General features: G+C 71.6%; 19 protein-coding genes. 4 read left to right on the top strand and 15 right to left on the bottom strand.

What is annotated here, in order from left to right; translation table 11 throughout:
* Positions 1 to 206: 206 nt before the first annotated feature.
* Together WME82_RS50035 and WME82_RS50030 are read right to left on the bottom strand one after the other, a co-directional pair.
* Positions 207 to 1,538, bottom strand: a complete 1,332-nt coding sequence (locus WME82_RS50035; protein WP_437743451.1) for an aspartate kinase — start codon at positions 1,536 to 1,538, stop codon at positions 207 to 209.
* Between the two features lie 138 nt (positions 1,539 to 1,676).
* On the bottom strand, positions 1,677 to 2,858 hold the full coding sequence (locus WME82_RS50030) for a YkgJ family cysteine cluster protein (RefSeq protein ID WP_438041092.1): 1,182 nt from the start codon (positions 2,856 to 2,858) through the stop codon (positions 1,677 to 1,679).
* 529 nt (positions 2,859 to 3,387) lie between these two features.
* Between WME82_RS50030 and WME82_RS50025 the strand changes: the two genes are divergently transcribed.
* Positions 3,388 to 4,839, top strand: coding sequence for a hypothetical protein (locus WME82_RS50025; protein WP_438041091.1), 1,452 nt, complete (start codon positions 3,388 to 3,390; stop codon positions 4,837 to 4,839).
* A 74-nt stretch (positions 4,840 to 4,913) separates the two neighbouring features.
* On the opposite strand, the gene WME82_RS50020 is transcribed toward WME82_RS50025, so the two are convergent.
* The 10 genes from WME82_RS50020 to WME82_RS49975 all read right to left on the bottom strand — a co-directional run bounded on the left by WME82_RS50020 (position 4,914) and on the right by WME82_RS49975 (position 17,697).
* Complete coding sequence (locus tag WME82_RS50020) at positions 4,914 to 6,497, bottom strand: MSCRAMM family protein (protein WP_438041090.1); 1,584 nt, start codon at positions 6,495 to 6,497, stop codon at positions 4,914 to 4,916.
* 251 nt (positions 6,498 to 6,748) lie between these two features.
* Complete coding sequence (locus WME82_RS50015) at positions 6,749 to 7,273, bottom strand: hypothetical protein (protein ID WP_438041089.1); 525 nt, start codon at positions 7,271 to 7,273, stop codon at positions 6,749 to 6,751.
* Positions 7,274 to 8,057: 784 nt separating this feature from the next.
* Entirely contained in the window at positions 8,058 to 11,570 is a 3,513-nt protein-coding gene (locus WME82_RS50010; RefSeq protein ID WP_438041088.1) for a DVUA0089 family protein, read from the bottom strand.
* A 159-nt stretch (positions 11,571 to 11,729) separates the two neighbouring features.
* A complete protein-coding gene (locus WME82_RS50005; RefSeq protein WP_437548267.1) occupies positions 11,730 to 12,371 on the bottom strand; it encodes an NAD(P)-dependent oxidoreductase in 642 nt (213 codons plus the stop codon).
* Positions 12,372 to 12,472: 101 nt separating this feature from the next.
* Positions 12,473 to 13,246: an endonuclease/exonuclease/phosphatase family protein gene (locus tag WME82_RS50000; protein ID WP_438041087.1), complete on the bottom strand. Its 774-nt coding sequence runs from the start codon at positions 13,244 to 13,246 to the stop codon at positions 12,473 to 12,475.
* 18 nt (positions 13,247 to 13,264) lie between these two features.
* Positions 13,265 to 14,098, bottom strand: coding sequence for a phospholipase D-like domain-containing protein (locus WME82_RS49995; RefSeq protein WP_438041086.1), 834 nt, complete (start codon positions 14,096 to 14,098; stop codon positions 13,265 to 13,267).
* The gene (locus tag WME82_RS49990; protein ID WP_438041085.1) at positions 14,038 to 14,496 is read right to left on the bottom strand and encodes a hypothetical protein; all 459 of its coding nucleotides are present in this window, start codon (positions 14,494 to 14,496) and stop codon (positions 14,038 to 14,040) included. Before WME82_RS49990 ends, WME82_RS49995 begins: the two co-directional genes overlap by 61 nt.
* An 84-nt stretch (positions 14,497 to 14,580) precedes the next feature.
* Positions 14,581 to 15,147: a cytochrome c maturation protein CcmE gene (locus WME82_RS49985; RefSeq protein ID WP_438041084.1), complete on the bottom strand. Its 567-nt coding sequence runs from the start codon at positions 15,145 to 15,147 to the stop codon at positions 14,581 to 14,583.
* A gap of 174 nt (positions 15,148 to 15,321) precedes the next feature.
* The gene (locus tag WME82_RS49980; protein ID WP_438041083.1) at positions 15,322 to 16,710 is read right to left on the bottom strand and encodes a sigma-70 family RNA polymerase sigma factor; all 1,389 of its coding nucleotides are present in this window, start codon (positions 16,708 to 16,710) and stop codon (positions 15,322 to 15,324) included.
* A 333-nt stretch (positions 16,711 to 17,043) separates the two neighbouring features.
* Positions 17,044 to 17,697 (bottom strand): sigma-70 family RNA polymerase sigma factor, encoded by a 654-nt coding sequence (locus tag WME82_RS49975; RefSeq protein WP_438041082.1) that lies wholly within the window; start codon positions 17,695 to 17,697, stop codon positions 17,044 to 17,046.
* A 496-nt stretch (positions 17,698 to 18,193) separates the two neighbouring features.
* Here WME82_RS49975 and WME82_RS49970 point away from each other — a divergent pair, with 496 nt between their 5' ends.
* On the top strand, positions 18,194 to 18,574 hold the full coding sequence (locus WME82_RS49970; protein WP_438041081.1) for a hypothetical protein: 381 nt from the start codon (positions 18,194 to 18,196) through the stop codon (positions 18,572 to 18,574).
* Here WME82_RS49970 and WME82_RS49965 read toward each other — a convergent pair.
* Complete coding sequence (locus WME82_RS49965) at positions 18,540 to 18,914, bottom strand: hypothetical protein (protein WP_438041080.1); 375 nt, start codon at positions 18,912 to 18,914, stop codon at positions 18,540 to 18,542. The genes WME82_RS49970 and WME82_RS49965 overlap by 35 nt on opposite strands.
* Positions 18,915 to 19,960: 1,046 nt before the next feature.
* Here WME82_RS49965 and WME82_RS49960 point away from each other — a divergent pair.
* Positions 19,961 to 21,055, top strand: a complete 1,095-nt coding sequence (locus tag WME82_RS49960; protein ID WP_438041079.1) for a hypothetical protein — start codon at positions 19,961 to 19,963, stop codon at positions 21,053 to 21,055.
* A gap of 156 nt (positions 21,056 to 21,211) precedes the next feature.
* Here the strand turns inward: WME82_RS49960 and WME82_RS49955 are convergent, their stop codons facing one another.
* Positions 21,212 to 22,288, bottom strand: coding sequence for a hypothetical protein (locus tag WME82_RS49955; protein ID WP_438041078.1), 1,077 nt, complete (start codon positions 22,286 to 22,288; stop codon positions 21,212 to 21,214).
* Between the two features lie 1,048 nt (positions 22,289 to 23,336).
* Here WME82_RS49955 and WME82_RS49950 point away from each other — a divergent pair.
* Entirely contained in the window at positions 23,337 to 26,735 is a 3,399-nt protein-coding gene (locus tag WME82_RS49950; protein WP_438041077.1) for a hypothetical protein, read from the top strand.
* Here the strand turns inward: WME82_RS49950 and WME82_RS49945 are convergent.
* Positions 26,703 to 26,882: a hypothetical protein gene (locus tag WME82_RS49945; protein ID WP_437743432.1), complete on the bottom strand. Its 180-nt coding sequence runs from the start codon at positions 26,880 to 26,882 to the stop codon at positions 26,703 to 26,705. The genes WME82_RS49950 and WME82_RS49945 overlap by 33 nt on opposite strands.
* Positions 26,883 to 26,923: the final 41 nt, after the last annotated feature.

The raw sequence follows: 26,923 nt of genomic DNA, 5'->3' as shown, positions 1-26,923 counted from the left end.
TACGCCTACTGCGGCGCCCGCGTCGCGTCACGCCTGTCAACGTCGCGTCACCCGGCAGGAACACCGATCACGTCGAGGATCCGGGAGAAAACAACAGGGAGACGAGGAGGCGAGGAGGAAGAGAAAGAAAAATCTCCCCGTCTCCTCGCCTCCCTGTGAATCGCTGCTGTTTCTCGAGGTTCAATCGGTTCGGCGCGCCAGGGGCGTCACCGCGCCTTCTCGAAGAGGGAGTGGTGCAGGACGCCGACCGCGGAGGCGACGTGCGCGTCCTCGATGACCATCGACAGGTTGACGCTGCCCGTGGCGTAGCTGAGCATCTCGACGTTGACGCCGGCCTGGGCCATCGCGTCGAGCACCTGCGCGGCGACGCCCTTCTGCCTGGGCATGCCCTGGCCGACGATCACGAGGGTCGTCCGGTTGGGCAGGACCTCGCAGGCGCCGAACTGCTCGAGCTCGGGGAGCGCGCGGCTGAGCTTCCCGAGGTCGTCGGTGGTCATCGAGATCGAGACCTCGGACGTGGTGATCACGTCGATCACGACCTCGTGCCGGGCCAGCACGGCGAGCACCTGCGCGAGGAAGCCGACCTCGCCGAACATCCGGGTCGAGCTGATCTTGAGCACGACCTGCCGCTCGCGGTAGGCGATGCAGGTCACGGCCGGGGACGCGGCGTCGGTGTCGAAGTCGATGACCGTGCCGGGGTGGTCCGGCCGGTTCGTGTTGAGCACCCGCACCGGGATGCCCCTCTCCATGGCGGGCAGGAGCGTGGAGGGGTGCAGGACGCGGGAGCCGAAGAACGCGAGCTCCGCGGCCTCTTCGAAGCGCATCGTGGGGATGTTCCGGGCCGTCTTCACGACGCTCGGGTCGGCGGTCATCACGCCGTCGGTGTCGCTCCAGATCTGCGCCTCCTCGGCGCCGAGCCCCGCCGCGACCAGCGTGGCCGTGAGGTCGCTCCCGTTGCGGCCGACGGTCGTGATCTCGCCGGCCTCGTTGCGGCCGACGAAGCCGGTGACGATCGGCACGATCCCCTCGGGGACGCGCTCGGCGAACATGGCCTTGATCCGGGCGTCGAAGCCGGGCAGCGGGCGCGCGCGGCCGAAGTTCGCGTCGGTGATGAAGCCGAGGTCCCAGACGTCGTAGGCGCGGGCCGGCACGCCGCTCCTCGCGAAGAAGTCCGCGATGCACCGCACGGCCATGCGCTCTCCGAAGCTCGCGATGTAGTCGAGGCTCCTCGGGCTGAGCTCCTTGACGAGGCTGATGCCGCGCAGGAGATCGGCGATCTCCTCGTAGAAGGGCGCGAGGAGGTCGGGCGCGCAGCCGAGCGACTCGGAGACCGCGCGCTGCTTGTTCACCGGGACGGAGGGATCGAACCGCCCCGTGGCGGCGGCCTTGGCGGCGTTGATCAGCGCGTCGGTCATGCCCTTGTGAGCGGAGCTCACCACGACGGGGCGGCGGGCCAGGCGAGCTCTGACGATGTGAAGAACCTTCTCGATCTGCGCGCGGCTCTCGACCGAGCTGCCGCCGAACTTCATGACGATCATGCGCGTGCCTCCATGGGCCAGCTGGCCCGGTGGGCGCGAGAATAGTCGCGGTCGGCGGTGAAGCGAGCCCGGCCTGACGTTGACGCGAGGTGCTAAGAGCCTGTCTCGGTAGCCGACCCAACCAGGCCGGCGAGGGGCCTATGCCTCGGTCGCCAGGAGGGCCCGGAAGCTCTCGCGCTTCGTGAGCAGGAGCCAGCGCAGGTTCTTCATGAGCGTGCCTTGCTCCGAGAGGGCCGCGTGGCTCAGGAGGACGAGCTCGGCGACGCTGATGCCCTCCCGCACGTCCTCCAGGGAGACCTTGACCCTGCCATCCGCCGCGGCGCGGCAGCGGGCGAAGCGGGAGATCACGACGGTGGCCAGCGAGAGGTCGAGCACGGCCGCCAGGAGGTGCCTCGGCGCCGAGAAGATGTGCCGGCGCTGGAGCACGAGGCGCAGGTAGTCCTTCACGGCGGCCCCCTCGTCGCCGGCGAGGAAGCGATCGACCGTGCTCACCCGCTGGAGCTTGAACGGCCTGGGGACGAACATCATATCGACGGTGCCTCTCCCGAGCATCCAGGCGGCCTTGTTCCCGAAGCTGCGCAGCGCCTGGAGCTCCGTCCACGAGGCCTTCTCGACCCGGTGGGGCTCGCGGACCCGCGACGGATAGCAGAGGTTGCCGAGGAGATAGGCGAAGAGCACCCGCGCATAGAAAGAGGGCTTCTTGCGGGGCGCGAGCGGCTCGGGCTCCTCCTTGCCGGCCTGCCCGAGTGCGGCGTCGGCCGAGGCGTCCGTCGCGCGCCCTTGGCCCTGGGGGAGAGCGCGCTCGAAGGCCGCCGTCCAGTCGTAGAGCCGCGCCAGCGTCGACGCCGGCGACGCGCCGGTCGCGAGCTGCTCTTCCCAGTGCCTCGCGGCGCGCAGATAAAGCGGCTGGGGGAGGATCACGCCGCTCAGCGTCGCCAGCGCCGTCGACATCCGCTCCGTGTCGCCTCGCTGCTGGAGCTTCGCCTTGAGCTGGCGGTCCACGGGCTTGCCGTAGTTGTCGCGGATCGACGGGCACAGCTGGGAGAGCTGCGCGACGACGACATCCTTCTCGTCGCGGACGAACCCGAACGGGAACGCCTGGCACGACTTCGGGATGTACTCGTGGCCGAACCGCTTCTGCATGCTGCAGAGCATGTCGTCGTCGAGGAAGACGCACTGGAGCTGGCGATCCCGCTCCCGCACGGGCAACACGCCGCGCCCGATGACGAGGGCCCCCTCTTCCCCGACGCGCTCCCGCACCCAGGGCTCGGCGAGGTACCGCCTGGCTTCGTCGCCGCTGAAGCGGATGTTCCACGGCATCCGGCAGCACCGAGCTGGGCAGTCGCGGCACTCGAACTTCTGATTCGGGGGGTGGCTCGAGGGAGCGATGAGCTTCGTCGCCATGGGGCGGCGGGACCATACAACGCCACGGAGATCGGCGCTCGATCACCGCGTGCCGCGTGTCCATCGCGCCCGGCGTGGCGCAGCGAGCCAGTGGGCTCAGGCGTGGCGACGCGAAACGAGGACCGACAAAAAGACAGCGCCGCCGGGGCCTCAGGGGGGCGAAGGCCACGCCGGCGGCGCTGCCTACCATGAAGCACTGACCGTGCCATCCGGACGACCCCTAGGTAGCACCCCGAATTGCGGTCATGCGTCAGGGACGTCCCCTACAGGTTTCGTTTTTGAAACGTCACGGTCTCAGCATTGAACGATTGTAAGGGTTCTTTTCTTACCACCATATTTCGTTCCGGACGTAACAATTCCAGTCAATCCAGGCTCTTTTTGCTGTTGTCGCAAGTTTTGCTGCGTTCCGTGGTCGAGCGCTGTACCTCTCTTTCAGGAGAACGACATGCGACTTGCTCTTCCCCTGTCAGCGGTCACAGCGATGTCTCTCGCGCTCGCCGCCTGCGGCGACGACGACGAGATCTCTCCGTTGGGAGCGGCGTCCAGCGCAGGCGGCCAGGGCGGCCAGGGCGGTGACGACGGCGAGGGCATCGCGCCGGACGGGAAGGCGGACGGCGCGGCCTGCGCGGTCAACGAGGACTGCCTCGGCGGGCTCTGCTTGACCGAGGAGGAGTTCGGCTGGGCGGGCGGCTACTGCTCAAGGCTCTGCGACACGGCGCTCTTGCCCTGCGGTGAGGGCTCCGAGTGCCTGCCGCAGGGCAGCTTCTCGCTCTGTCTCAAGTCCTGTGAAGAGACGTCCGACTGCGGGAGGGCGGGGCATACGTGCGTCGACGTGACCGACGACGGGTGGACGATGTGCTTTGGCGGCTGCGACGACGACGCGCAGTGCAAGAGCGCCTGCGACGAGGACTCCGCGTTCTGCGTCTCGACGGGTGAGATCTGCGACAGCGCCGAAGACGAGGACAAGGACGGCCTGCAGGACTGCGAGGAGCGCGACTGCTCGACGAAGGCAGCGTGCGTCGAGGGCGTCGCCGCGGCGTGCGCGGAGGCCACCGACGTCTCGGAGGGCGGGAGGTACACCGGCACGACGGAGGCCGGCACCAACCTGTTCGCGGCGCTCTGCCCTGGTATGATCACGTCCATCACGGGCACGGGCATGCGAGAGCGGGTCTTCCGGTTCGTCGCGCCGGCGAAGGGCGCGGTCCAGATCGCCGCGACGGCGACGGCGCCGGAAGCCGACTTCGACTGGTACATCCGGGAGAGCTGCGACGACGAGGCGACGCTGCTCGGCTGCGTCCCTGCGTTCGGACCGGAAGACGCCCCTCTGGAGCTGCTCACCGAGGCCGGTCAGACCTATTTCATCTTCATCGAGGGCAAGAACGGGATGGACGCGTCGTATACGCTCGACGTGTCCTTCGCGGAGGAGATCTGCGGGGACGGAGCGCGCGTCGGCACGGAGGAGTGCGACGACGGCGACGCCGTGGATGACAACGTGTGCAGCGGCGCGTGCAAGGTGAACCTGGAGCCCCTGTGCGCGGCCACGGCCGCGCTCATGGAGGCAACGACGGTGGGCGACACCTCCGAGGGCACGCAGGGCGTCACGGCGTCGTGCGGCGGCGAAGGCGGGGAGCTCGTGTACCGGTATACGCCGGAGGCGAGCGGCGAACTGACGATCACCGCGACGCCGGCGGGCCACGCCGATGTCGTCCTCTACGCGCGTGGCGACTGCGCAGACCAGGGCAGCGAGCTTGCCTGCGAGGATGATCCCTTCGAGTCCGGGTGGCCCGAGTCGATCACGGTGACGGGGACAGCAGGCCAGCCGATCGACATCTTCGTCGACAGCTACAACGCCGCCACCTCGGGGCCGTTCACGCTGACCATCACCCCGGCGGAGTGACCTGAAAACGCGGACCGGCCGTCCAGGAGGCTCCGCCTCCGGACAGCCGGGAGATCGCGCTGGCGCTGCGCTCGCTACCGCAGCGGGAGCGCGGCCTCCTTGCCCTTCATGCTGGGCAGGTCGATCACCTGGAGATCCGCCGTCGCGACCTCGCCCGCCTTCACTTGCACGCCGGTCCCGATGCTCGTCGACTCGACGTTGATGATGTAGCCGCCGGTCGGGAGACCGGACGCGCGGAACGAGCCGTCCTCCGCGGTGACGGGGTAGAACATGCCGATCGCGCCGTCGTCCCCGATCTGGGTGGCCATCATGAGGCGAGCCCCCGGGAGCGGCTTGCCGGCCACGGTGACGCGGCCGCGGATCTCCCCGGTGCCCCGGGGCGCAAAGGCGATGTCGTGCTGCGTGTTCTTCCCCTCCTCGATGCCGACCGCCGCGAGCATCACCTCCTCGCCTCGCCGCATCATGACGCGGAGCTCGCCGGGCGGGACCTGGTCGAAATTGAAGCTGCCATCCTCGTCGCTCACCGTGTTCACGAAGCCGATCGGGCGGTGCATGAGCGTGAGCCGGGCCCCGGCGACGGGCTTGCCCTCGGCGTCTCGCGCCACCCCGGAGAGGCTCCCGCCGGGCGACATCACGAGCTTCACCGGCTTCAGGCCGTCGCAGCCCGCGACCTCGATCTCGGTCGAGCTCACGGCGTTGCTGCCGTCGTAGCCGCGGACGACGATCGTGCCCTTCGGCACGTGCGGCAGGCTGAAGGAGCCGTCGTCCTCGGTCTGCGCCTGCGCGGCGGCCTCCATGGACAGGCTGCTCAGCTCGCCGACGGCGAAGAGCGACTCGGCGTCCACGTACACTCCGGGCAGCGGAGCGCCGGACGAGTCCACCGCCTGCCCGCTCAAGGTACATCCCTTCGAGAGGGTCAGATCCATCTTCTCGACGTCTCCGGCGCGCACATTGACGTTCGGCGAGAACGCGGGCGCGAACTCCGCCGCCGTCGCCCTGACGACGACGTCCCACGAGGGCAGCTGATCGACGCGGAACGAGCCGTCCGGGCTCTCGAACGTGCGAGAGAACAGGGGCGGCGTCGCCGGCGTCTCCGCCGTCACGGCCGAGAGGATGTCGATCGAGAAGCGGCGCACGGGCTCGCCCCGCTCGTCCAACACGCGCCCCTCGATGACGCCGCTCTTCGGCAGCACGAGGCTCACCGCCTCGCCGGGGCGCGCCGTGATCGACGTGGTCCCGTACCCATCGACGCTCGCGCTCAGCTGATAGGTGCCGTCCGGGAGCGTGAGCTCGAACCGCCCTCCATCGTCGCTCTTCACGGAGCCCGCGGTCGAGAGCACGTTGCCGGCGACCTCGAAGGTCATGGCGACGACGGTCGCTCCGGCGAGGGTGTTCCCGTCCGTGCCATAGACGAGGCCGCTGATCGTGGGCCGCGCCTCCTCCTTCGCCGCCGGCGCCGGGCCGCGCACGAGCGCCCTGTTGCGGTAGCGGACGTGCTTCTCGGCCCCGGCGGCCGGGCCGCTCGCCCCGGCGGCCTGCTCGTCCCCGGAGCGGAAGGCGAGGAAGAGGGCGACGCCGGCGAGGGCGGCCAGGAGCAATCCGGCGGCGATCCACAAGGGCCGGCGCGAGGGGTTCCGTTGCGACGAACTCGGTTGCATCATTGTTCCTCCAGACAAGTTGACCTGGCTAGAGCCCTGCGGCCGGGAGCTCGGCAGAGGCGGAGAAGAGAAAGGGGCCGCCGGCGTTCCGCCGGCGCCCCCTCCTCAATCCGCACGACGCGATCGACGAGCGCCTCCCCGACCTGCCCGGGGCCGTTACTATGGGCTTTCTGCAGGGAGGCTCTCGCCGATCGGTCGGACGCCGGGCGCCGTCTCAGAGCCCAGTGAAGACCGGTCTCAAAGGCACGCCGTCAGTAGCAGTGCGGGGCGTACGTGACCGGCACGGGCATCGACAGCGCGGAGTAGAACTGAATCGTGGCCTTGATCGTGCCGGTGAAGTCGTCCTCCATCCCCACGAAGTTGCAGATAGGCGCCTTCTGGAGCCGTGAGGTGATGCCGGTGCTGGGCGGGAACGCCACGGTGCTGGGCGGAATCGGCACAGAGGGCAGGAGCGAGATGCTCCCGTCCGTGAAATAGAAGGAGTTCCAGTCGCAGTCGTTGCTCCCGATCGTCGTCTGCTGGCGAAGGAAGATGTTGGCGGCAACGGCGGCGCCCGGGGCCGCCACGACGCCCCACTTGCACACGTAGCCGCACTCATCGTTGAACGGGGTGCCCGCCTGCTCGGCCAGCTGGCAGACGGTCGTACCGACCGGCACCTTCCTCAGCCCGGTCTTCATGGACACGTTGTAGATACAGTCGTTCCGGATAGCCATGGCGCTGCCCGAGATCGACGTGACGGTTGCGAAGGCGAGCACCCAACGAGCGAAATTCTTCATGAGAAATACCTCCGAGGAATCGAATCTGTGGTGAAGTTTGATGCAGATACCTATCCAGATCGTCACCCAAGGGATGCAATCCCCCGGGGCCAGCGCCAGGAGAGCGGTGCCCCGACGGGAGCGACGCACGTCGTCGTCGTCCCGTCACGGTCACGCTCCCGGAGGAACCCGCCCCGAGGTCATGACGCGAACAACAGGAGACTATTCTCCCCGCGGTCTCACGCAAGCACTTTTGACTGGCATCTTTCCGGTCAAAAACAGGACGGAGTTAGAACCAGGGAGAATACCGGCACTCCTCGACAATAAACTCATGTCCTCTGCCTCGAACGCACCCCGCGGGCTCCTACATCCAGCCGAAGTATCACGCACCCGCGCGATAGAGGCGATGTACGGCGGCGCCGCGAGGCGCGGCCGAGGGCGGGAATCGCCGGGCAACGCCAGGGCGGGCGCGCGGCGCGCGGCGTCGGACGCGCGGGCGAGGCACAAGGCAGCTCCGTGCCGCCCGCGGCGCTCGATTTACCTACCTATTACCTACCTACCAACGCTTGTGGGTATGGCCCCCCCATGCGGCTCCGATGAGCACCGCGGAGCCACACCGCGCGGCAGCGCGACGGAGCGCGGCAGTCTCGCGATGATGGGATATCGAGACATCGAATCAAATCATCGCGCGGCGGCGGGTGCGTCCCGGCCTCCCGGCGGCGCGCGGCGCGCGGCGGCGGACACGCCCCGTCCCGGCCGGACGGGGCCACCGGTGATCCCGGACGTCCCGCGGCGTCCGCGCTCGTCAGCGGAGCGTGACGGCCAGCCGGTACTCGAAGAGGGCCGCGGTGCCCGAGGCGCCAGACGCGGCGCGGACGCGGAGGAAGTACCGCCCCGCCCGTAGCGCGTGAGCCCCGGGGTGGCGCGGGGTGTCCCCGGTGCCGTCGAGGAGCGAGCAGTTGCCCCGGCCGCCGTCGTCATCGTCCGCGATGAGCGAGCCCGCGACGTCGAGCAGCGACAGCCGGCTGTCGATCTCGAGCGACTCGCACGCCTCGTCGCCGCCCTCGATGATCTCCGCGCGGATCGACCGGCCCTCCGGGACATCCACGGCGTAAAAGTCGAAATCGTCGGTCGTCCGCGCGCCGGCGATGAACCCGTCGGATCCGACCGATTTGCTCGCGGTGGCGATGGTGCCATTCGGCTCTTCCTCGGCGCCCGCCGGCGCGAGGATCTTGGCCTGGAGGAGGTAGAGCGGAAATTCCGCGCCGCCCTCGCGCGCCGCGACCTCGACGTCGTGGTCGCCGGAAGGCAACGCCACGACGAGCGCCGAGCATCCGCCGATGCCGCCCGCGTACGCTGCGTCGGAGAGCCCCTCGTCCGTCGCGACCGTCCCGCCCGCCGCGTCGAGCACGCGGAGCGTCGTGAGGAGGCCTCCCTCGCAGCCCGCCGCGGTGCCGTCGAAGACCTCGAGGCGCACGACCGAGGCGACAGGCAAGCTCAGGCGGAACACGTCCCTGTCGCCGCCCGCTGCGAGGCTCGCCGCGAGGAGCGCGTCGCCCGAGATCACGAGATCGCTCGCCCCGGCCTGCGCGGGGGTGTCGTTCGGCTCGATCTCGGCGGTCACCGCCTCGAGCTGGCAGGCGGGGCTGCACCCGTCGCCGCCCGCGGCATTGCCGTCGTCGCACCCCTCCGGCGCGTCGAGCAGGCCGTCGCCGCAGACCGGGAGCCTCTCGCAGCGGGCGCTGCACCCCGCGCCGCCGTCGCACTCCTCCGCGCCCTCCCTCACGCCGTCGCCGCACGAGGCGTCGAGCGAGATCCGCAGCGTGTAGCGGGCCCCCGGCTGCTCCGGGAAGCCGCTGACCCGGACATGGTATGTCCCGGGATCCAGGCGGCGCGCCGCGGCCCCGCCGGGGCTCCTCGAATCGATGAGCGAGCAGGCGCCGATCCCGCCGTCGTCGTCGGAGGCGAGCACGGTCGCCCCCTCCGGGGAGAGGAGGGAGAGGACCGTATCGACGCCCTCGGCGCACCGCGCTGGGCCGCTCGAGTCGAAGGTCTCGAGCCGGAGATCGGATACGGTCGTGACCTGCAGGGCGAACAGGTCGACATCGCTGTCCGGCTCGATCGCGCCGGACACGAGCGCTCCCGGCGCGACAGCGCCGTTCGCCTCGGCCTCGGCAGGGGTCGAGTTGGGCTCGATCTCGGCGATCGCCCCCTCGATCCGACATGCGGCGTCGCAGCCATCCCCGCCTCCGGTGTTGCCGTCATCGCAGACCTCGGGTTCGTCGATGAAGCCGTCGCCGCACACCGGGACGCGCTGGCACGTCGCCCCGCACGCGGCGCCGCCGTCGCACTCCTCCAGGCCCTCGACCACGCCGTCGCCGCAGAGGGCCGTTGTCCGCGCGCGCACGGTATATCCAGCGATGGAGTCTCCTGCATCGTCCTGGACGCGCACGTAGTAGACGCCCGGCGCGGTGACGGCGGCGCGGATACGGGAGCACCTGGCTTCGCCGCCGTCGTTGTCCTCGGCGATCACGGCGCCGTCGGGCCCGAGGAACTGCACCGCTGTGTCGATGCCGCGGCACGACGTCGGGCCGGTCGCGTCGAAGGTCTCCACCTCCAGCTCGGCCAGGCCGGGGACGTCGACGGCGAAGAAGTCGGCCTCTCCCGGCGGAGAGATCGACGCGGTGAACAGCGCCCCCGCCGCGGTCGCCCGACCCGCGGTGGCCTGGCCTCGCGCGTCGTTCGGCTCGATCTCCGGGAGGGTCCCCTCGAGCTGGCACGCGGCGCTGCAGCCATCTCCGCCCTCGGTACCGCCGTCGTCGCACGCCTCGCCGCCGTCGATGGCTCCGTCGCCGCACACCGGGATCCGCGCGCACTCCGAGGAACACCGCTCCCCGCCGTCGCACGCCTCGCCTTCCTCGATCACCCCGTTGCCGCAGAGCGAGGTGAAGGCGACGAGGAGGTCGTACCCGGGGATGGAGGCGTCGTTGTTGAACTCCTCGACGGTCACATAATACGTGCCCGGCTGGAGCCGTGTCGCCCTGTCGTCGACGCTCGAGTCGATGAGCGAACAAGCCTCGGGGCCGCTGTCGTCGTCGCTCGCCAGCGCCGTCGCGCCGTCCACGTCGAGCAGCTGGAGGAAGGTGTCGACTCCCTCGACGCACTCGTTCAGCCGCCCGGGGCTGAACGTCGCGAGCTGGACGTCCGCGAGGCCCGGCACCTCGAAGGCGAAGACGTCGATATCGCCGAGGGGCTCGATCGCCGCCGAGACGAGCACGTTCGGCCGGAGCACGGCGCGCCCCTCCGCCTCCGCCGCGGTGTCGTTCGGCTCGACCTCGGGAGAGCGGAGCTCCAGCTCGCACGCCGCGCTGCAACCGTCACCGCCGGTCGTATCGCCGTCGTCGCAGAGCTCCGGATCCTCCAGCACGCCGTCGCCGCACACCGAGGTATCCAGCGTGAGGGAGAGCGTGTAGTCGAACGTCGCGGGCTCCGCTTCAGGGGAGATCTGCACGCGGACGAAATACTCGCCAGGGCTCAGCTTGCGCAGCGCCAGGAAAGAACAATAATCGTCGTCGGCGACATCGTCGTTGTCCTCGATGCTCGCCAGGCTCGCGTCGAAGATCGTCACATGGGTATCGACGCCGAGCGAGCTGCACGTCGTGCCCAGCGGGCCATCGAGCGTCTCTGCCTTGATGCGCCCTACCGACCCCTCGGGGACGGTCACCGAGAACACGTCCACGTCGGATTCGGGGTCGATGAACGCGCGGATCCGACCGCCGGGCGCGATGGCGAAGGCGTCGTTGGCCGAGGCGAATCCGTCGTTCGGCTCGACCTCACAGCCGGACTCGACCTGACACGCGCGCGAGCAGCAATCGCTGTCCTTGTCGCCGCCGTCGTCGCAGGTCTCCGCGCCGCCCAGCGCGCCGTCGCCGCACCCGCTCGTACACACGCTCGGCGCCCCGGCGCACGCGAACCCAGGCTCGATCGCGCAACCCGGATCGCACCCGTCGCCGGCCGTCCGATTCCCATCGTCGCACACCTCGGCAGGAGCGCTGACCGCCCCATCGCCGCACACCGGGCCGGCCGCGCCGCCCTGCCCACCGCTGCCGTCTTCTCCGCCGCTACCGCTCTCTACGCCGCTGCCGCCTTCTCCGCCGTTACCGCTCTCTACACCGCTGCCGCCGTCTCCGCCGTTGCCTCCGGCTGCGGGTGCATCGATCTTGCTGCGGTCCGCTGAGACGAGCAGCTCGCACCCGCTCAGTGAAATCAGCGCCAGACCGAGGAACCATGGGAGAGCGGTCCTGGGGGAGAAAATCATGGTTTATGAGGCCTCTGCTCGGCAGCACCGCGAGGATCGCGGCGATCGCGGCATTCGTGGCGATCACCGCAGGCGCGCCGCAGGCTGGCCACGACGGCGGGGGCGGCAGCAGACCGATGCTCCGCGGCTGCGTCAAGAGATGACGACCGCGCCGCGCCCTCAGTACGTCACGACGATCGCCTTGCGGAGGTACTCTTCGCTCTCCAGCTGGGAGAGCATGAAATACGCCAGATCCTCGCGCGAGATCGTGGGGCCGCCAAAGAGGTAGCCCTCCGGCGGCGAGGGGTCGACTTCGGCGCGGCACTCCTTGGTGAGCCGCCCGTCGGTGAGCTTGGGGACGCGCACGACGGTCCAGGCCACATCGCTCCGGCGGAGGGCCTCTTCCATGCGCAGCATGTCGGAATACCTGTTGCGGAGCATCGGCTTGACCAGGAGCCGGAACCAGAGCGCAGGCTGCTGCTCCTCGCCGATGCCCGCGGCGGTGACGGCGATCAGGCGGCGGACGCCATGCTCCTTCATCGCGCGCAGGACGTGGACGATGCCGTCCGAGTAGACGCGCGTCGGACCCAGGCCGCGCGACCCCAGGGCCGAGAGGACGGCGTCGTGGCCGGACACGGCGCGCGACACCTGCTCGGCATCCATGATGTCGCCGCGGAGCGCGCGCAGCCGCTCATGGTGCGGGACAGGGATGGTGGCGGGCGTGCGCGCGAATGCCGAGACCTCGTGTCCAGCCTCCAGCGCCTGACGGATCAACGCGGCGCCCGTGCCGCCGGTCGCCCCCAAGATCAGCAGCCTGCTCATGTGCCGCCAGCCTACCCGGTCCGCCGCAGCGGGTACAATTTGCGCGCGAATGCCTCATCCATCGAGATCTGCTGGAGATCCGGGCGAGCGGGGCCCGCCCTTCAGGCGCCGAGCCGCAGCCACGCGGCCACGCCGTGGTGATCCGAGCCGGAGAACGGCGCCCGCTCGCAGCGCGTGATCGCCCACCCCTCGCCCGGTTGAACGAAGACATAATCGATGCGGCGCAGCGGCAGGCCCGCGGGCCAGGTGCCGCCCGCTTTGCCGGGGTGCGCCTGCGTCCAGGCGTCGAGCCAGGAGCCGTTTCCGGCGCTCGCCCGGAGATAACAGACCGCCTCTTCGCTGGGGAGCGCGTTGAAGTCGCCCATCAGCACGGCGCCGTGGCTCCCCGACTTCTGACGCTCGCGCGCGGCGAAGCTCACGAGCTCGCGCACGGTGCGCGCCCGCGCGCGCTTCGACAGCGAGAGGTGCGTGACGAGCACGTCGACCACCGCGCCGGCGTGCCGGATCGCGGCGCGCAGGACGACGCGCTGGCTGTCGCGCTCGAACGGGTCGTCGCGATCGAGCGTGAGCGCCTCCACGGAGTGATCGAGCACCTCGATGTCCTCCCGGCAGAGCAGCGCGACCCCCTCGCACTCGCCGCTCGCGGCGACCCTGCCCGGCGCGAACCAGGCCCGGTATCCGCCGGCGAGCCGCGAGAGCTCCCCGGCCTGGCCGAGGTCGCCGCTCGCCGCCGGCGCGTGCACCTCCTGGAGCCCGAGGAGGCCAGGGCGCAGATCGCCGATGAGCCTGGCAAGCATCGTCCGGCGCCGCTCCCAGAGGGCGACTCCCCCCCAGATGTTCTGCGTCAGGACGACGAGATCGCGATCGTGGCTCAAATGCCTCCTCCTCGGGCGTCAGTCCGGGGATGTCTTAACCAGCTTGTCGAGGAGGCTCAAGGCCCCGTGAGCGAGCCAGTCCGCTGCCTTGCCCCGGAGCGACCGCGCCGCGAGCGTGCCCCGGGTCACCGGCCGCGAGTCCGCCCTGTCCCGCGAGAACAGGTCCGCCACCTGCGCGACGAACGCCGGATCGAACACGAAGAGGTTCACCTCGTTGACGGCGCTCAGGCTGCTCGGGTTCGCGTTGAACGTGCCTATCGTGCACCAGTCGCCGTCGACCAGCGCGAACTTCGAGTGCAGGACATCCCGCTGGTACTCGAAGATCGTGAAGCCGCGATCGAGCCACGCGGCGTGCTCGGCGCGCGCGGCGCGCTTGATGATCGGCAGATCGGTCTCGCCGGGGAGGATGATCTGGACGTCGACGCCGCGCGCGGCCGCGTCGACGAGATCCTTGAGCATCCCGGCGGGCGGGAAGAAATAGGCGTTCTCGATCCAGATGCGCTCCCGCGATCGCCGGATCGCCTCGCGGTAGCGGGCATAGACGCGCGCGTTGTCGTCCGGCGTGTCCGCGACGAGCTCGAGATCCGGGTACTTGCGCCCCGTCGCGTAGTCGCGCACGCCCTCGGATCCGCCGTCGGCCTCGCGCCAGCGCCGCTCGAAGAGGAAGGCGAAATCTTCGACGCAGGGGCCCTCGAGGCGCATACAGACGTCGTGCCACCCCCTGCCCCCGCGCCGCTCCGGGAGCCACTCGTCTCCCCACGCGGCGCCGCCGGTGTAGGCGTGATCGTCGATCACGATGACGCGCGAGTGATCCCGCGGCAGGAGCCCGCCGTGGCCGAGCCCGGGCGCCATGGGGCGGTAGGCGCGGACCTCGATGTCGCGGCGCCGGAGCTCGTCGAAGAAAGGGGCGTCGGTTCGTGTGAGCCGAGCGGATCGTAGAGGAGCCGCGCGCGCACCCCGCGCGCCGCGGCCCGCCCCATGACGTCGGCGAACGCGCTCCCGAGCAGATCGTCGCGGTAGATGTACGTCTCGATGTCGACGCGCCGCTCTGCGCGCTCGACGTCGCGGAAGATCGAGCCCAGCACCGCCTCCATGCCGGGCAGGAGGGTGAGCGCGTGCTGCGCCGTCAGAATGGTGTCGATCGGCTTCGACGCGCCGCCGCCGGAGCGGCCCGCGGGCGGATCGCCCGGAACAGGCGAGCTGCGTCCGTCGCCCACGGGGCTCAGCAACCGGCGGTCACGGGAGATCATCGCCGAAGTGTGGAGGATGCGCGGGGGAAGACGAGCGCTACCCGGCCCGCCGGCGCTGCGCCGCGCGAGGGCGGGCGCGTTCGCTCACTTGAGGGAGAGCGGGCCCTCGCCGGGCTGGGCGCCGCCCTTCATCTCGTGCGAGTTGGGATCGTACTTCGAGGTGCACTTGGCCATCACGAGGCTCGCCTCGAAGTCGCCGCCCTGCGAGAGCGCGCCCTCGACGGTCACCTGGACGCCGCCGCTCGGGACGTCGCGGAAGGTGTCGGGGATGACGCACTGGGCGTAGCGCACGGGCAGCGCCGCCTGCGTGCCGTGGATCTGGAAGCGGTACTCGCAGGGCGAATCGCGCTTGACCAGCGTGCCGGGCACGAGCTCGCCCTCGACCCGGACCTTGCGGCCGGCGAGCTTGTCCTTCGACGCGAGCAGCTGATCGACGGGCGTCGCGTAGACGGCCGCTTCCTTGAAGCCGACAAGGAACAGGGCGACGAGCGCGCCCACCATGACGAGCAGCGTCGCCAGCAGGCCGAGGCTGCGCGACGGGCGCGGCTTCGGCTCCTGGCTCGCCGCGGCCGGCTTCACCACCGCCGGCGTATCCTGCTGCTCTGCGAGAGACAGCGCCTGGGCCAACTCGTCGTCCAGCTTCTTGCTCATCGGGGATAGGTACAGGCTAGCCCGCGCCCCGCGGACGGTCGAGCACCACCTGCACGGCCTCGGGCCCGGCCGGCGGCGTCCTCCCGTTTGGGCGCCGCGGCGGACAGCCGTACCGGAGTTCTCCCTCGCGAGCGGACCCGACGAACCCGCGCGCCCGCTCGCGGAGCTGGGCCCTCATGGGCTGTTCAGGGCCGCCTCGATGGCGGGGAGAAACACGGCGTGAGGGAACGCCGCGCGGAACCGCTCGGCGCGCGCGCCGGCGTCGGCGCGCCGCCCGGCCTGGACGAGGGCCTGGACGGCGAGCGCCTCGCGCAGCTGAGCTCTCGGGCTGCGCGGGTAACTCCGCTCGTGCAGGGCCAGCACGTCGAGCGCCTCTGTCGCCTTCCCTTCGCTGAGCGCAAGGCCGGCGCTGCTGAGCAACGCGCTCTCCTCGGTCGTGTGGTGCTCGCTGGGCGGAGCCGCCTTGCGGGAGGGGGCGCGTGACGGCCCTGCTGCCGCGATCTCGACAGCCGCCGGGGATCCAGCGCTCCCGACGGTCGCGGCCACGGCGCGCCCGTCCGCGGCGCCCCCGCTGCGCCGGGCCCCGGCGCGCTCTGCTCGCTCGGGCGCGGCGCGCTCGGCTCGCTCGGACGCGGCGCCGTCGGCCTCGGCGCGGACGGACACCACCGGCGCCGCAGCAGGCGGCGGGAGCATGGCATAGACGAGGCCGGCGCCGGCCCCGGCGCCCCAGACGAACAGCGCCGCCCCCGCCTTGATGAGCCTGGATCGCGCGATCGTGACGACCGGCGGCGTGCGCTTCTCCCCGGTGGCACCGGCGGCCTCCACCGCGTTCCCGGGGCGGCGCCGGTGGGACGACGTAGCGCCTGCATCGGGCTGTGTTGCAGGGGCGCCGGAGAGGCCGTCCGCGCCGCAAGCCAGCCCTTCGGTCGAGGCGAGCGATCGCTGGAGCCGCGCCCAGAGCGGCCCGGCGAGGGCCTGCGAGAGGCCGAGCCGGACCCCGCCTGCGTCGAGCAGCAGGGGTCTGTCGGCCAGGGCGAACGGCGCCAGGGCGAAGCGCAGGCGGCGAAGGCCGAGCGCGTCCGGGTCCCGCGCGGAGAGTCGTTTGACCGCGGCCGTGAACTCGCTGCGAGCGCGCCTCAGCCGATCCCATGCGGTGTTCACGGGGATCTGGAGGGCCTGCGCGATGTCGCGCATGTCGCTGCCCTCGAGGTCGTAGAGCACGAACACCGCTCGTCGTTCCCTCTCGATGCGCTGGATGAGCTCGCGGACGATACGCTGGGTCTCGGCCTGTGCGACCCGGCGCTCCGCGTCGAGCCCGGGGTCCGCGAGCTCGATGGGCTCGACATCGCCGGGCGCGAGCAGCTCCCGCTGGTTCCGGGCGAGCTGCAGGTGGCGAAGGGCGACATGCGCGCTGATCCCCGCGACCCACGATTTGAGCGACAGGCGAGGATCCTGGTCCTTGAGGCGGCGGTGAACGACGAGAAACACCTCGTGAGCGACATCGTGGAGATCCCGAGACGCGACGCCGACCCGCCAGAGCACCGCGAGGACGTACGGGAGCAAGGTCTGGTAGACCTCCTCGAACGAAGGCGGCGGGGACGAGCCGGTGGCGGACGCAGGATCCCTATTGGGTCCGGCAGCGGGCTCTGGGTCCGGTGCAGGCATCCTCTCCGGGGCGGGCGCGGACGCCGCCTCCGGGGCGGGCGCGGGCCGAGGTGCGGGGGCAGGTGCAGGCGCGGGCGTCGGGTCGGGCGCAGGAGGGGGCGCTGGGCGCGCTCGGGGGTCGTTCATGGATAGGTAGTCCGGCGAGGCCGCCCGGCTCGTTGCGAAATCGTACACGGGCTCGACACGACCGGCCGAGCGGGTACCGAACGGAGGATCACCCCGGCGCCGGCGTCACCGAACGGCGCCGTCACCGAACGGCCGCCTCGGTGAGGCGAGCCTTTCAGCCAGCGCCCTCCTGGCGCGACGCAACCGGCTGGCGGCGGAATTGGGGTTCATGCGGCGTCTTCGTGCCCAGGCGACGAGGCTCAGGGGCCCGGCCCCTGCGAGGAGGACCTCGCGATGGCCGGCAGGGAGCGCGGCGAGCTCGCGGAGCGCGGCGCGGGCGAGGAGCGCTCCCTCGATCTCCACAGGCGCATGGCCGGCGGGCGAGAGGGGCGCGTCGAGCAGGATCTCGCAGCGGATGCAGGCGCTGTTCCGGTAATGGGACACATGGTGCCAGACGATGCCCCGCAACCACCCGCGCAGCGCCGCGCGCGGGTGCCGCCGTGGGTCCGGGCGGTACCTCCGCGCTCGGATGGCTTCCCAGGCGCCGAGGAGCACCGTCTGGAGGAGATCCTCCAAGTCGCGAGCGGGAACGTGGAGGGCGCGGAGCAGGGGGGCGACGAACCGCCGCTCGGCCCAGAGGGCCTCGATCGAGGGCGAGACCGCCGGGTGAAGCGCCTCGTTCGGCGCGCTGCGCGCGCGGCGGCGCGTCCGGGGTCCCGGCGCATCGGAGGACAGGCGGCGGGCTTCCCGCCGGGGAGGGATCGGCAACGGAGTCTTCATCGGAGCGGTTTCCGGGACTGCCCCGCTTCTCGCTGCACAATCGACAGGCCCGCGTATCGGTGGGGCGCCGGAGCGCTCGTTCTGGCGGCAGGCGGGGGACCGGCGCACGACGGGGACAGCTCGGGTCCTCGTGAAGGGCGACTTCCCTTGCGGCGGCCCCGAGGCTCCCGCGCTCTCGTTCGTTGCCCCTACTGGGTGGGACGGGACATGCACCTCGGTGAATGCCGTCGAGGGGTCGCGGAAATCATCGCCGGCTTCCGTGCTGCGCGGCGAGCTCTTCGCCGATGCACGCCCTCCGGACGATGTTCACTCCTGCGGATTCTCGTCGTCCTCCAACCTCAGAATGGACACCAGATGCCCCTGCCGCATGGCACCGTCCCACTCGGCGGACGTGGGCCCGCTGGTTGCCTCGGTCGCCGGTGCCATGCGAATCGTTCCAACGGTTGCCGCCCTCGTTTCTCTCCATGGAGTCGCTCTATGCGTTGCATCTTGTATCGTGCACCCATCAGAAAATGCCGATGAGAGGGAGACCGACACACCAACCAGCGAGCCAGAAGCTGACAATCTGACACTTGACGACGAAACGGAGGACGTTTCCACGACCGAGCCGGAGGCGATCGGCAGCTTCAAGATCATCCACTGCAAGAGATATGAGCACGGCGCTGACTGCATGATGAAGTGCGACGATGCAGGAATATCTTGTCAGGCCGGACGAAAACACCCGTACAAATCCAACGTCAAAACTGGACTACTGATGCAATGCAGAGGCCTCGGCGTGGTCACCAGCTGCTGGTATTATTACGAGAACGAAGACATCTGCGTTTTCGTCGTCGGAGTTCCCGTTAAGTGCGGCTACGAGGGTGGAACTCCTGATTGAGAGCGCGCGCGTAGGACGCGGCTTTCCGCGCCGCGTGCTGCCAGTCCGGTCCGAACAGAGACTCCATGGATCGAAGAGCGAGCGGGCCGAGCTCGGGCGACCGCTCACCGCCCGAGAGCGCAGCGGAACCCAGTTCGCGGAGTCGCCGCATCCGCTCGATGTCTTCCGCGGTGATGGCCGTAGGCCCGTGCAGGCGACCGCGCATCTGCTCCACCATCGCCCCCTCGGCGGCGGTCAGGGTGTTTTCCCACGCCACGCGATCCACCTGGAGCTCGGCGTCGCCGTGCTCGATGGCGTCGGCGAGGATGCAGATGTAGCCGGCGGCGTAGAACGTGGCCATGGACGCCCAGTCGAGGAGATCCTCTTCGTCTTCGTCGAGCAGAGGCTCTTCGTCGTCGTCGTTGGTGAGGGGCTGATCCGGGTGAGGCATGCCCGGAGTCTAGTGCAGTCTCACGATGCGGAAAGGCGCGGCGGCGTCGCCTCGTCCGAGGACGGTCTGGAGCGCGATAAAAGAAGGTTACCGAGCACCAGACCGCGCCTGGCTCCCCTCGTCTGCTGGTGGGGGCGCACGGCCAGGCGGACTCCTGGCGCCGCACCTCGCTCGGTCCGCTCGCCCCTCGTGCGGGGCAGGCGGGGCAGACACCCTGGTATGACGTTCGCGCTGTAACTCCCGCGCAACGCTCACCGTTGCGCCGGAGATGGCTCCGCGCAGCAGGATCGCCCCGGCCGTGGCTGCCCTCCTGGGAGCGCCAGCTTGCGGGGCGGCGGACGAAGCTAGCGATGCAGATCGGAGCGACGTGGAAGACGTCGATCGGCGCGCTGCATGTGCGGCGGCGCGTCCGGGATCCGGGCGCATCGGAGGACGGGCGGCAGCCCTCCCGCCTGGGAGGGATCGGCGACGGGGTCTTCATGGGAGCGGCTTCCGGGACTGCCCCGCTTCTCGCTGCACAATCGACGGGCCAGCGTAACCGTAGGGTGCCAGAGCGCTCGTTCTGGCGGCAGGTGGGGGACGGGCGCACGACGGGGACAGTTCGGGCCCTCGTGATGGGCGACGCGGGCTGTCGCCCGGAGAAAGATGAGAAAAGGACCTCGCTCTTCGTAATGCGATCGCACGGGGGTGGTCTACCCCGGGGTTGGTCTGGCGGCGTCCTGGGGTCCCCTGGTAACGTGGCCGCACTTACGGCGGCGCGCCGTCAACGGCGCCGCAGATCATGAGGAGCGGCGATGGCGGCGCGGGCGCGACGTTGGCAGCGTGGAATCGTGGCGGTTTGCTGTGCGAGCGCGCTCGGGCTCGGACTCGGGGTCGCGTCCGGCGGATGCGGGAACCCGACCACGTACCTGTGCCCGTGGGATGAGAACCAAGGACCCAAGGGAACGCCTTGTGAGGTGCTCGAGCCCCCCGACGCCGGCGGAGCTGGCGGATGCGGCGGTGCTGGCGGTGGCGGCGATGGCGGCGATGACTGCGCGGCCGAGGACGACACGGACGTCGCCATCGCGCCCGATTTCGGCGACCTGATCCCGGCGGCAGAGGTCTGCACAGGGCAGTGCGTACCGAAGGAGCCGCTCGGGTGGTCCGAGCCTGCGCTGCTCTGGATCGGCTCCCCCGACGGCGTGCCGAGCTGCCCTGCGACCGCGCCGATCGTCGGCTACGAGGGCTACGCGGATTTCGCCGCTCCGGCCCCGCACCCGTGCCCCGCCTGCGCGTGCGACCCGCCCGAGGCGACGTGCGAGGTGCCGACGGAATGGAGGGCCTACGCCAGCTTCCCGTGCGGCGGCCCCGAGGCTCCCGCGACCTCGTTCGCTGCCCCGGAGGGGTGGGACGGGACCTGCACCTCGGTGAATGCCGTCGAAACCGGACGGACCTGCGATGGCGCCCCGTGCGTGCAGTCGCTCGCGATCCAGGCGCCTCGCGTCGTGTCCGCAGGTTGCGCACCGAGGGTCGCGGAGGCGCCGGAAAACCCCGACGAGCCCGCGACGGCGGGGAGCTTCGCGATCGTCGCCCGAGCGTGTACTGGAAACGCGTCCCCCCCGTGCGCGGATCCGGGCATGACCTGCACGCCGGCACCGCCGATCGGCGACGCCGCGCCGCCGGAAGGGTTTCTCACGTGCATCCACCGCGAGGGAGAGCATGAATGCCCCTCCACGTACCCGGATCGGCACGTCTTCTACGCCGGCGTGGAGGACACGCGCGGCTGCGCTCCTTGCGGCTGCACCGAGCCCACCGGAGCGACCTGCAGCGTCCTGGCCTCCGCCTTCAGCGACGAAGGGTGCTCGCAGCTCGTTGCGGGCCAGGTGATCACCTCCGACGCCCCCGACTGCGGGACGGTCGCGACCGGCACGGCGCTCGGAAGCAAGTCGGTGAGCGTCGTCAGCCTCGATCCCGGATGGTGCGAACCGTTCGGCGGCGAGCCGGTCGGCAACATCGCGCCGACCGCAGCGGCGACGTTCTGCTGTCACCGCACCAGCGCTGTACCGGCCTGAGTCGGCGGCTCGTTCCGGGCGCAACAGCGGCCTCGCCGGGAGGAGGCAGGCCGCGAGGGGCGCGCTCGCAACCCCCCCGGCCGCACGCGCTCGCAACCGCCTCATGGGAATCGCTCCCGCAGGCGTGTCTGATGCTTCGCGAAACCACACGGAGGTTCAGAAGAAAGCGACCAGGCGGAGAGCCACCGCCTCCGAGACGGGCGCCGCGGACCAGCCTTCGCCATGGAGCGGTCGAACGTGCGGCCGAAGTGTGTTGAGCAAGAGGTCGCCGGTGAGCTGCCCGGCGAGGCGGGCCGAAAGCGGCACCTCCAGCCCCGCACGAAGCCCGAGCGCTGCGTAGGGCAGCGCGTCCTCAATGCCGGTGCTGTCCCTGACGTGCCACACCCCGCCTGCCGTGGCGACGGCGCAGCCGAAGAACCAGTCCGCGTGACCGCAGGGAACGAGCGAGCCGCTCAACCCCGACACGCCGATGGTCCAGCCGCGGTAGGGCTCGGCATCGATCGGAAGATCCCCGCGGGCCTCCAGCGAGAGCGAGAACCTCTCCCAGCGGGCGCCGGCGAACCCCGAGAACCCGACCGCCACCGACGGCGCCACGCCGGCGCCGAGCAGCACCCCAGCGCCCAGCTGAAGGCGCGGGCCATCCGGTGGCGGCCTCGGGCGCGGAACGGGTCGGGCCGGCGTAGCGACCGGATGGGGCGGCTTCGAGGCAGGCGCCTCGGGCGGCGCGTCCGGCGAGACGGGTGGAGCGGCGCCCCCCGGAACCGATGCAGACGGCAGCCCTGACGGCGGCGAGGTGGGAGCACTCCCCGGTGCCGGCCGTGGTGGCAGCAACGGGCGCATGACGGCGCTGAGGGAGAGGCCGATGTCCTCCACGAGCACGCCACAGATCGCGCTCGAGTGCTCCTGGCGGCCGAGATCCCGGCCATCGCGGTCATGAAGCGCGATCGCTCCCTGGAACGCCGCCCCCTTGCGCCGGATGGCCACCTCGATGTGCCACGCGCCGTCGCGCACGAATGGGTCGACCCCGCCGAGCTGGGCCGCGACGATCTGCCGGAGGCTCGGCTCCTCGGGGCACCCCTCGGTGCCAGGCCCCCGCGTATAGGACAGGCGCGCGCCGCGCGGCGCGACCTGCGCGAGCGCCACGGGCGCCGCCAGGAACAGCGACGCGGCGAGCGGCAGCGCGGCGCGGTTCATCCTCCGGATCCGGCCGCGGGCGAGGAGCGGGCCGGACATGAGCGGAGCTCCCTCAGCCGTCATCCGTCGTCGTCCGTCGTCATCCGCACGACTTCCGGAAAGGTTGCCCGGCTTGTTGCGAAATCGTGCGCCGACCCCGAAAAAGAATGCACGAGGTTTACCGGCGACATTTCCCCCGAACCTGAGAGAGATGTCACCTGGAATTGGGAGTGGAGCGGCGTTGCGAGGTGACCGGCGAACGGCGCCGTCCGCGCGCGATGGGTGGGAAGGCCGGTCGCCTGCCGGCGGGCATGCGAGGAGCAGCGTCGAGCGCTACGCTGGGATGCAAGGTCATCCCTCCCGTGGCGCGACGCTCGCCCAGCGACGTGATGCCCACGCCGAGGCCCGCCTCGAGCTCGAACTCTCCCGCGCGGGCGACTCCGGAGAGCAAGGTGACGGCGGCGGCGACCACGACCCGGCACCGTGAGAGTCCGTCGCTCAGAAGTAGCCTCCGCCCGGCGGTAGGAGCGGCGGTGGGAGGTCGCTTGCCATCGGAGGAGCGCCGTCGCAACCATCGATGTCGTTCGGACAGCTGCGCACCGGCACCGGTGGCGGCGATCTGAGCGGGGTACCGCTGCAACGCGCGTCGTCGAGCCTGAAGCTCATCTCGAAGAGAAGACGAACGCCGACATTTTGTCGACTATTCCATTGAAGAGCAATTCAGGGAAGGAGCATTCGCTGTTGTTGATACGACGCGCCACGACCTCGACCCAATCGAGCCATCTATCTTGATGGCTCCCAGCGCTTCCCGAGCAGTCCATGCAAGCCTCGGCCCGTCGAGCGGCGCATGTTCAGGAATCAGGGAGGTAGCGCGTCATAAGCGACGCGCGCTTCTCCTGGCCACGGATGACCGGCCACGGCGGTCAATCCATGCGGAAGACTCTCCACCAACCCGGCGATCAGGTGCCCAGACGATCCGAACCAACCGCGAGCGTGCGGACGGCGCCCGCGCTAGGCTCGGCCGCCGCGCCGGGCAGCCACGCGGACAAGGAGACCCGAGCGCGAGCGAAGGATGCGTCGTCCCCGATCCCCCCTCTCCCCCCGATCCGTGATCCCTGCCCTGCTCGTACCGCTCGCCTGCGGCACGAGCGCGTGCTCCGGCGGCTCCCTGCGGGACGCGCCCGCACAGACCGGCACCGCGGCGCACGCGCCCGGCGCGAGCCCGGCCCCGGCCCCCGCCCCGGAGGGCGCGCCCTCGATCGGCGCCGCCGTGGCCCCCCTGGCGAGCGTGGCTCCCCCCGGCCGCACGCCGCTCGGCACAGCGGCGGTGCAGCCGCTCCCGTTCACGATCGAGCCGTCGCTCGACCGCCGCTCGGTGCTGCTCCTCTCCAAGCTGTCGTCGGATCGCGCCGGCTGGGTCAGGCGGCTCGACGCTGCCACCGGCGAGCTCGGACCGCCGCACCTGCTCCTCGACGAGGACCTCGCCGGCGCCCACGCCTCCCCGGACGGGACCACCACGCTGCTCACCTCGCAAGGCGGCGAGCTCTGCGTGACGGCCGTCCTCCCCGGCGAGGCCTCGGCCGCATCGCGCACGTGCGCCCCGATCCGAGCGCACGCGATGGCCGCCGTGGGCGAGCGCGTCGCGCTGCTCGAGCTCGCCGAGACCGCGCCGCGCGGCAGCTCCACGACGCCGGCCCAGCGCGCCGCGCGCGAGCGCTCCGCCGCGGCCAAGCCCGCGCGCAAGGCCCCCGGCCGCAAGGCGACGGTGGCGAAGCCGAAGCAGCCGGCAAAGGCCTCCGGCGCGAGCGGCAAGGCCACGCGGAAGAAGCGCGGCGAGCACCGCGGGCGCGACGGTCGGCCCACGAAGACCGCGCGCCCCGCGCCCCGGCCGAAGCGGCCGGACCCGTTGCCCGAGGTCGAGGTGCGGCTCCGCTGGGTCTCGCCGTCCGAAGGGATCGCGGCCACGTCGTCCCCCACCGGGCTGCGCTTCCGGCCGCCGCTCGACGGCATGGGGCTGATCGACGCAGGCGGGCGGCCAGGCGCGATCGATCTCTTGTTTTACGCGGCGAGCTCGAAGAAAACGAGCACGTCGTGGCTCGGGAGCGCGCAGATCGCCTTCGCCTCGCTCGGCGAGGACGGCAAGCTCGATCCGGGCCGGCGCGCCGTCGTGGTCGAGGGCGACCTCGAGTACGGCGCGCTGCGCGGCCACCAGGATCCGCGCCTCGTGACGGCGACCGCAGGCGCCGTGGTCGTCGACATCACCGGCCGCAACGGGGCCTGCCAGGCGACGCGCGTCGCGCCCTCGCTCCAGCGGCTTGTCGCCGGCGCCGCGCCCAGGGCGGTCTGCGCCGTGGATCCGGCGCGCCTCGCGGACGCGACCCCGGTCACGCCGGCCGAGATCGGCGCGCTCGAGCGCATCGCCGCGAGCGGCGCCCGGCGCGCCGCGGGGCAGCCGGGGTACGATCCGGGGCTCGCCGCGTGGGCGGGAGATCGCGCGTACTTCCAGACGATCTCCGGCGGGCTCTTCTCGGCCTCGCGCGCCGACGGGCAGCCGCGCCGCGAGCCGGACCCATTCCCGGCGCGGCGCGCGCGCATCGCGTGGGGCGCGCTCGCGACGGACGGCGAGGGGCTCGCCTTCGCCGCGGGGCAGCTCCACCGGCTCGACGCGCGCGCCCTGGTCACCGCGGCGGCGGCGCCGGAGAGCCTCGGCGCAGCGCCGGCAGGCGCCGCCGGCGGCGCGCCGGCCACGCCGATCGGCGAGCCGGAGCGCCCCACCGACAGGCGGCGCGCCGCGCGCATCGGGTCGTCCTGGTGGCTCGCGAGGACCGACGTGGCGCGGCTCCTGCCCGAACCGCTCGTGGTGCCCGCGCTGCGGGGGCGCGCGCACGAGGACAGCACGGCGCTCGTCGGCGGGCACGAGCGCGGGCTCTTCCTCGAGGTGCTCGGCGACAGGCTCCAGATCACCGGGATCGACGCCTCGGGCGCGCCGGGCGCGCCGGGCGCTCAGGGCGGGCTCGCGCCCGTCGCGCCCGGCGCGCCCGACCCCGACGCCGCACGCCGCGCGCCGCCCGCCCTCGCCATCGCGTCGCCGGTGCGCGCGGGGTTCGACGCATGCGAGCGCCGCGGCGGCGGGGCCATCGTCGCCGGCGTGAGCGCCGCGGATCCGCGCAAGGTCGTGGCGCTCTCGATCGACGCGCTCGGCCGGCCCGGCGCGGCGCGCGTGACCTCGCTGCCGATCGCCGAGGGCGACCTCGCGGTGCGGCTCGTCGCCCTGCCCGAGGGGGGCGCGCTGCTCAGCGACGCGGCCCGGCGCCACGTGGTGTGGCTGGACGACGAAGGCGCCGAGCTCGCGTCGCAGCCCTGGCCGGCCGACGACACCGGCGCGCTCTGCGTCGACGGGCAGCCCGCGCGGCGCGCGGTCCCGGCCCCGGCGCCCGGCGCCTTCGTGACCGTCCCGGAGCTCGCGGCGCCAGGCGCCTGCGTGGTGGGCGATGCGGTCTGGGCCTCCGACGGCAGCCTGCGGTGGTTCGGGAGCGCCGTGAGCGGCCTCGACGCGCAGGCCGAAGCCGGCGTCGCTCGCCCCGCGCTGCCCGCGAGCGCGGGCGCGGCGCGCTCGGCCGCAGGAGAGCCCGCGGAGGCGCCCGCCGCCGCGCTGCCGGGCGCGCCCGCGTGTCCGGCGGACATGGTGGCCATCGACGGCGGCCGCTTCTGCGTCGATCGCTTCGAGGCGATGCTCGTCGACGGCGCCACCGGACAGGCGCTCTCGCCCGACTACCCGTCGACCCCGAACCTGCTCGAGCTCACCCTCGCCGACTGGTCGACCGGCCTGCGGCGGATCGGCGACGTCCACGCGCGCGCCTTCCCCCTGCCGCTGCTCGCCGCCTGGCAGCGCGGCCGGGCGATCGCCGCCCTTGCCCGCTCGCGGTCGGGGGTGCGGCCGAGCGGCTACGTGACCGGCCTCGTGGCCGAGAGCGCCTGCGCCGCGGCCGGCAAGCGGCTCTGCTCGGTCGAGGAGTTCGTCACGGCGTGCCGGGGCGAGGACGACACGCTCTACCCGTACGGCGACACGTTCGAGGAGGGCGCGTGCAATGTCTACCGGCCGGCGCACCCCGCCGCGCTGCTCCACGGCAATGCGTCGATTGGCCACCTGGATCCCCGGCTGAACCGCGTGCGCAGCGCCCGGGAGCCGCTGCTCCGGGAGACGGGCGGGAGCCCGCGGTGCAGGAGCCGCTGGGGCAGCGACGCGGTCTACGATCTCGTGGGCAACCTCGACGAGTGGGTGAACGAGCCGGGCGGAGCGTTCGCCGGCGGCTTCTACGCGCGCTCGACCCGCGCAGGCTGCGAGGCCCTCATCACGGCCCACCCGAGGAGCTACCTCGATTACTCGACCGGCGTCCGGTGCTGCCAGGACGGGCCCTCGCCCCCGGCGACAGCGACGGACGCGCCGCCGGGCGCCCCGGCCGCTCCCGCCGGCTCAGAGCCGCGGCCGCCCGGGCATCTGCCGTAACATCCCCGTCACGGCGAAGGCGGCGGAGATCACGAGGAGCGCGGGGGTCCACGGGTGCACGGTCAGCACACCGACCACGGCGAGCAGCCAGGTCAGCAGCGAGACCAGCACCACGCTCCAGAGCACCACATCGGTCCAGCTTCTCATTCGTGCCCCTTTCGATGAGGTCCGTCCGGGGACGAGGCGAA

The organism is Sorangium sp. So ce128 (assembly GCF_051525245.1).
Taxonomy (GTDB): domain Bacteria; phylum Myxococcota_A; class Polyangia; order Polyangiales; family Polyangiaceae; genus Sorangium; species Sorangium cellulosum_B.
This window is presented reverse-complemented; position numbering and strand designations above follow the sequence as displayed.

Bases quoted from the DNA above. Each gene is read 5' to 3' on its own strand.
- WME82_RS50035 (WP_437743451.1), bottom strand. From the start codon at position 1,538: ATGATCGTCATGAAGTTCGGCGGCAGCTCGGTCGAGAGCCGCGCGCAG.
- WME82_RS49975 (WP_438041082.1), bottom strand. From the start codon at position 17,697: ATGAAGACTCCGTTGCCGATCCCTCCCCGGCGGGAAGCCCGCCGCCTG.
- WME82_RS50010 (WP_438041088.1), bottom strand. From the start codon at position 11,570: ATGATTTTCTCCCCCAGGACCGCTCTCCCATGGTTCCTCGGTCTGGCG.
- WME82_RS50030 (WP_438041092.1), bottom strand. From the start codon at position 2,858: ATGCCGTGGAACATCCGCTTCAGCGGCGACGAAGCCAGGCGGTACCTC.
- WME82_RS49955 (WP_438041078.1), bottom strand. From the start codon at position 22,288: ATGTCCGGCCCGCTCCTCGCCCGCGGCCGGATCCGGAGGATGAACCGC.
- WME82_RS50025 (WP_438041091.1), top strand. From the start codon at position 3,388: ATGCGACTTGCTCTTCCCCTGTCAGCGGTCACAGCGATGTCTCTCGCG.
- WME82_RS49945 (WP_437743432.1), bottom strand. From the start codon at position 26,882: ATGAGAAGCTGGACCGATGTGGTGCTCTGGAGCGTGGTGCTGGTCTCG.
- WME82_RS49985 (WP_438041084.1), bottom strand. From the start codon at position 15,147: ATGAGCAAGAAGCTGGACGACGAGTTGGCCCAGGCGCTGTCTCTCGCA.
- WME82_RS49995 (WP_438041086.1), bottom strand. From the start codon at position 14,098: ATGGCGCCCGGGCTCGGCCACGGCGGGCTCCTGCCGCGGGATCACTCG.
- WME82_RS50020 (WP_438041090.1), bottom strand. From the start codon at position 6,497: ATGCAACCGAGTTCGTCGCAACGGAACCCCTCGCGCCGGCCCTTGTGG.
- WME82_RS49990 (WP_438041085.1), bottom strand. From the start codon at position 14,496: ATGATCTCCCGTGACCGCCGGTTGCTGAGCCCCGTGGGCGACGGACGC.
- WME82_RS50015 (WP_438041089.1), bottom strand. From the start codon at position 7,273: ATGAAGAATTTCGCTCGTTGGGTGCTCGCCTTCGCAACCGTCACGTCG.
- WME82_RS49965 (WP_438041080.1), bottom strand. From the start codon at position 18,914: ATGGCCACGTTCTACGCCGCCGGCTACATCTGCATCCTCGCCGACGCC.
- WME82_RS50005 (WP_437548267.1), bottom strand. From the start codon at position 12,371: ATGAGCAGGCTGCTGATCTTGGGGGCGACCGGCGGCACGGGCGCCGCG.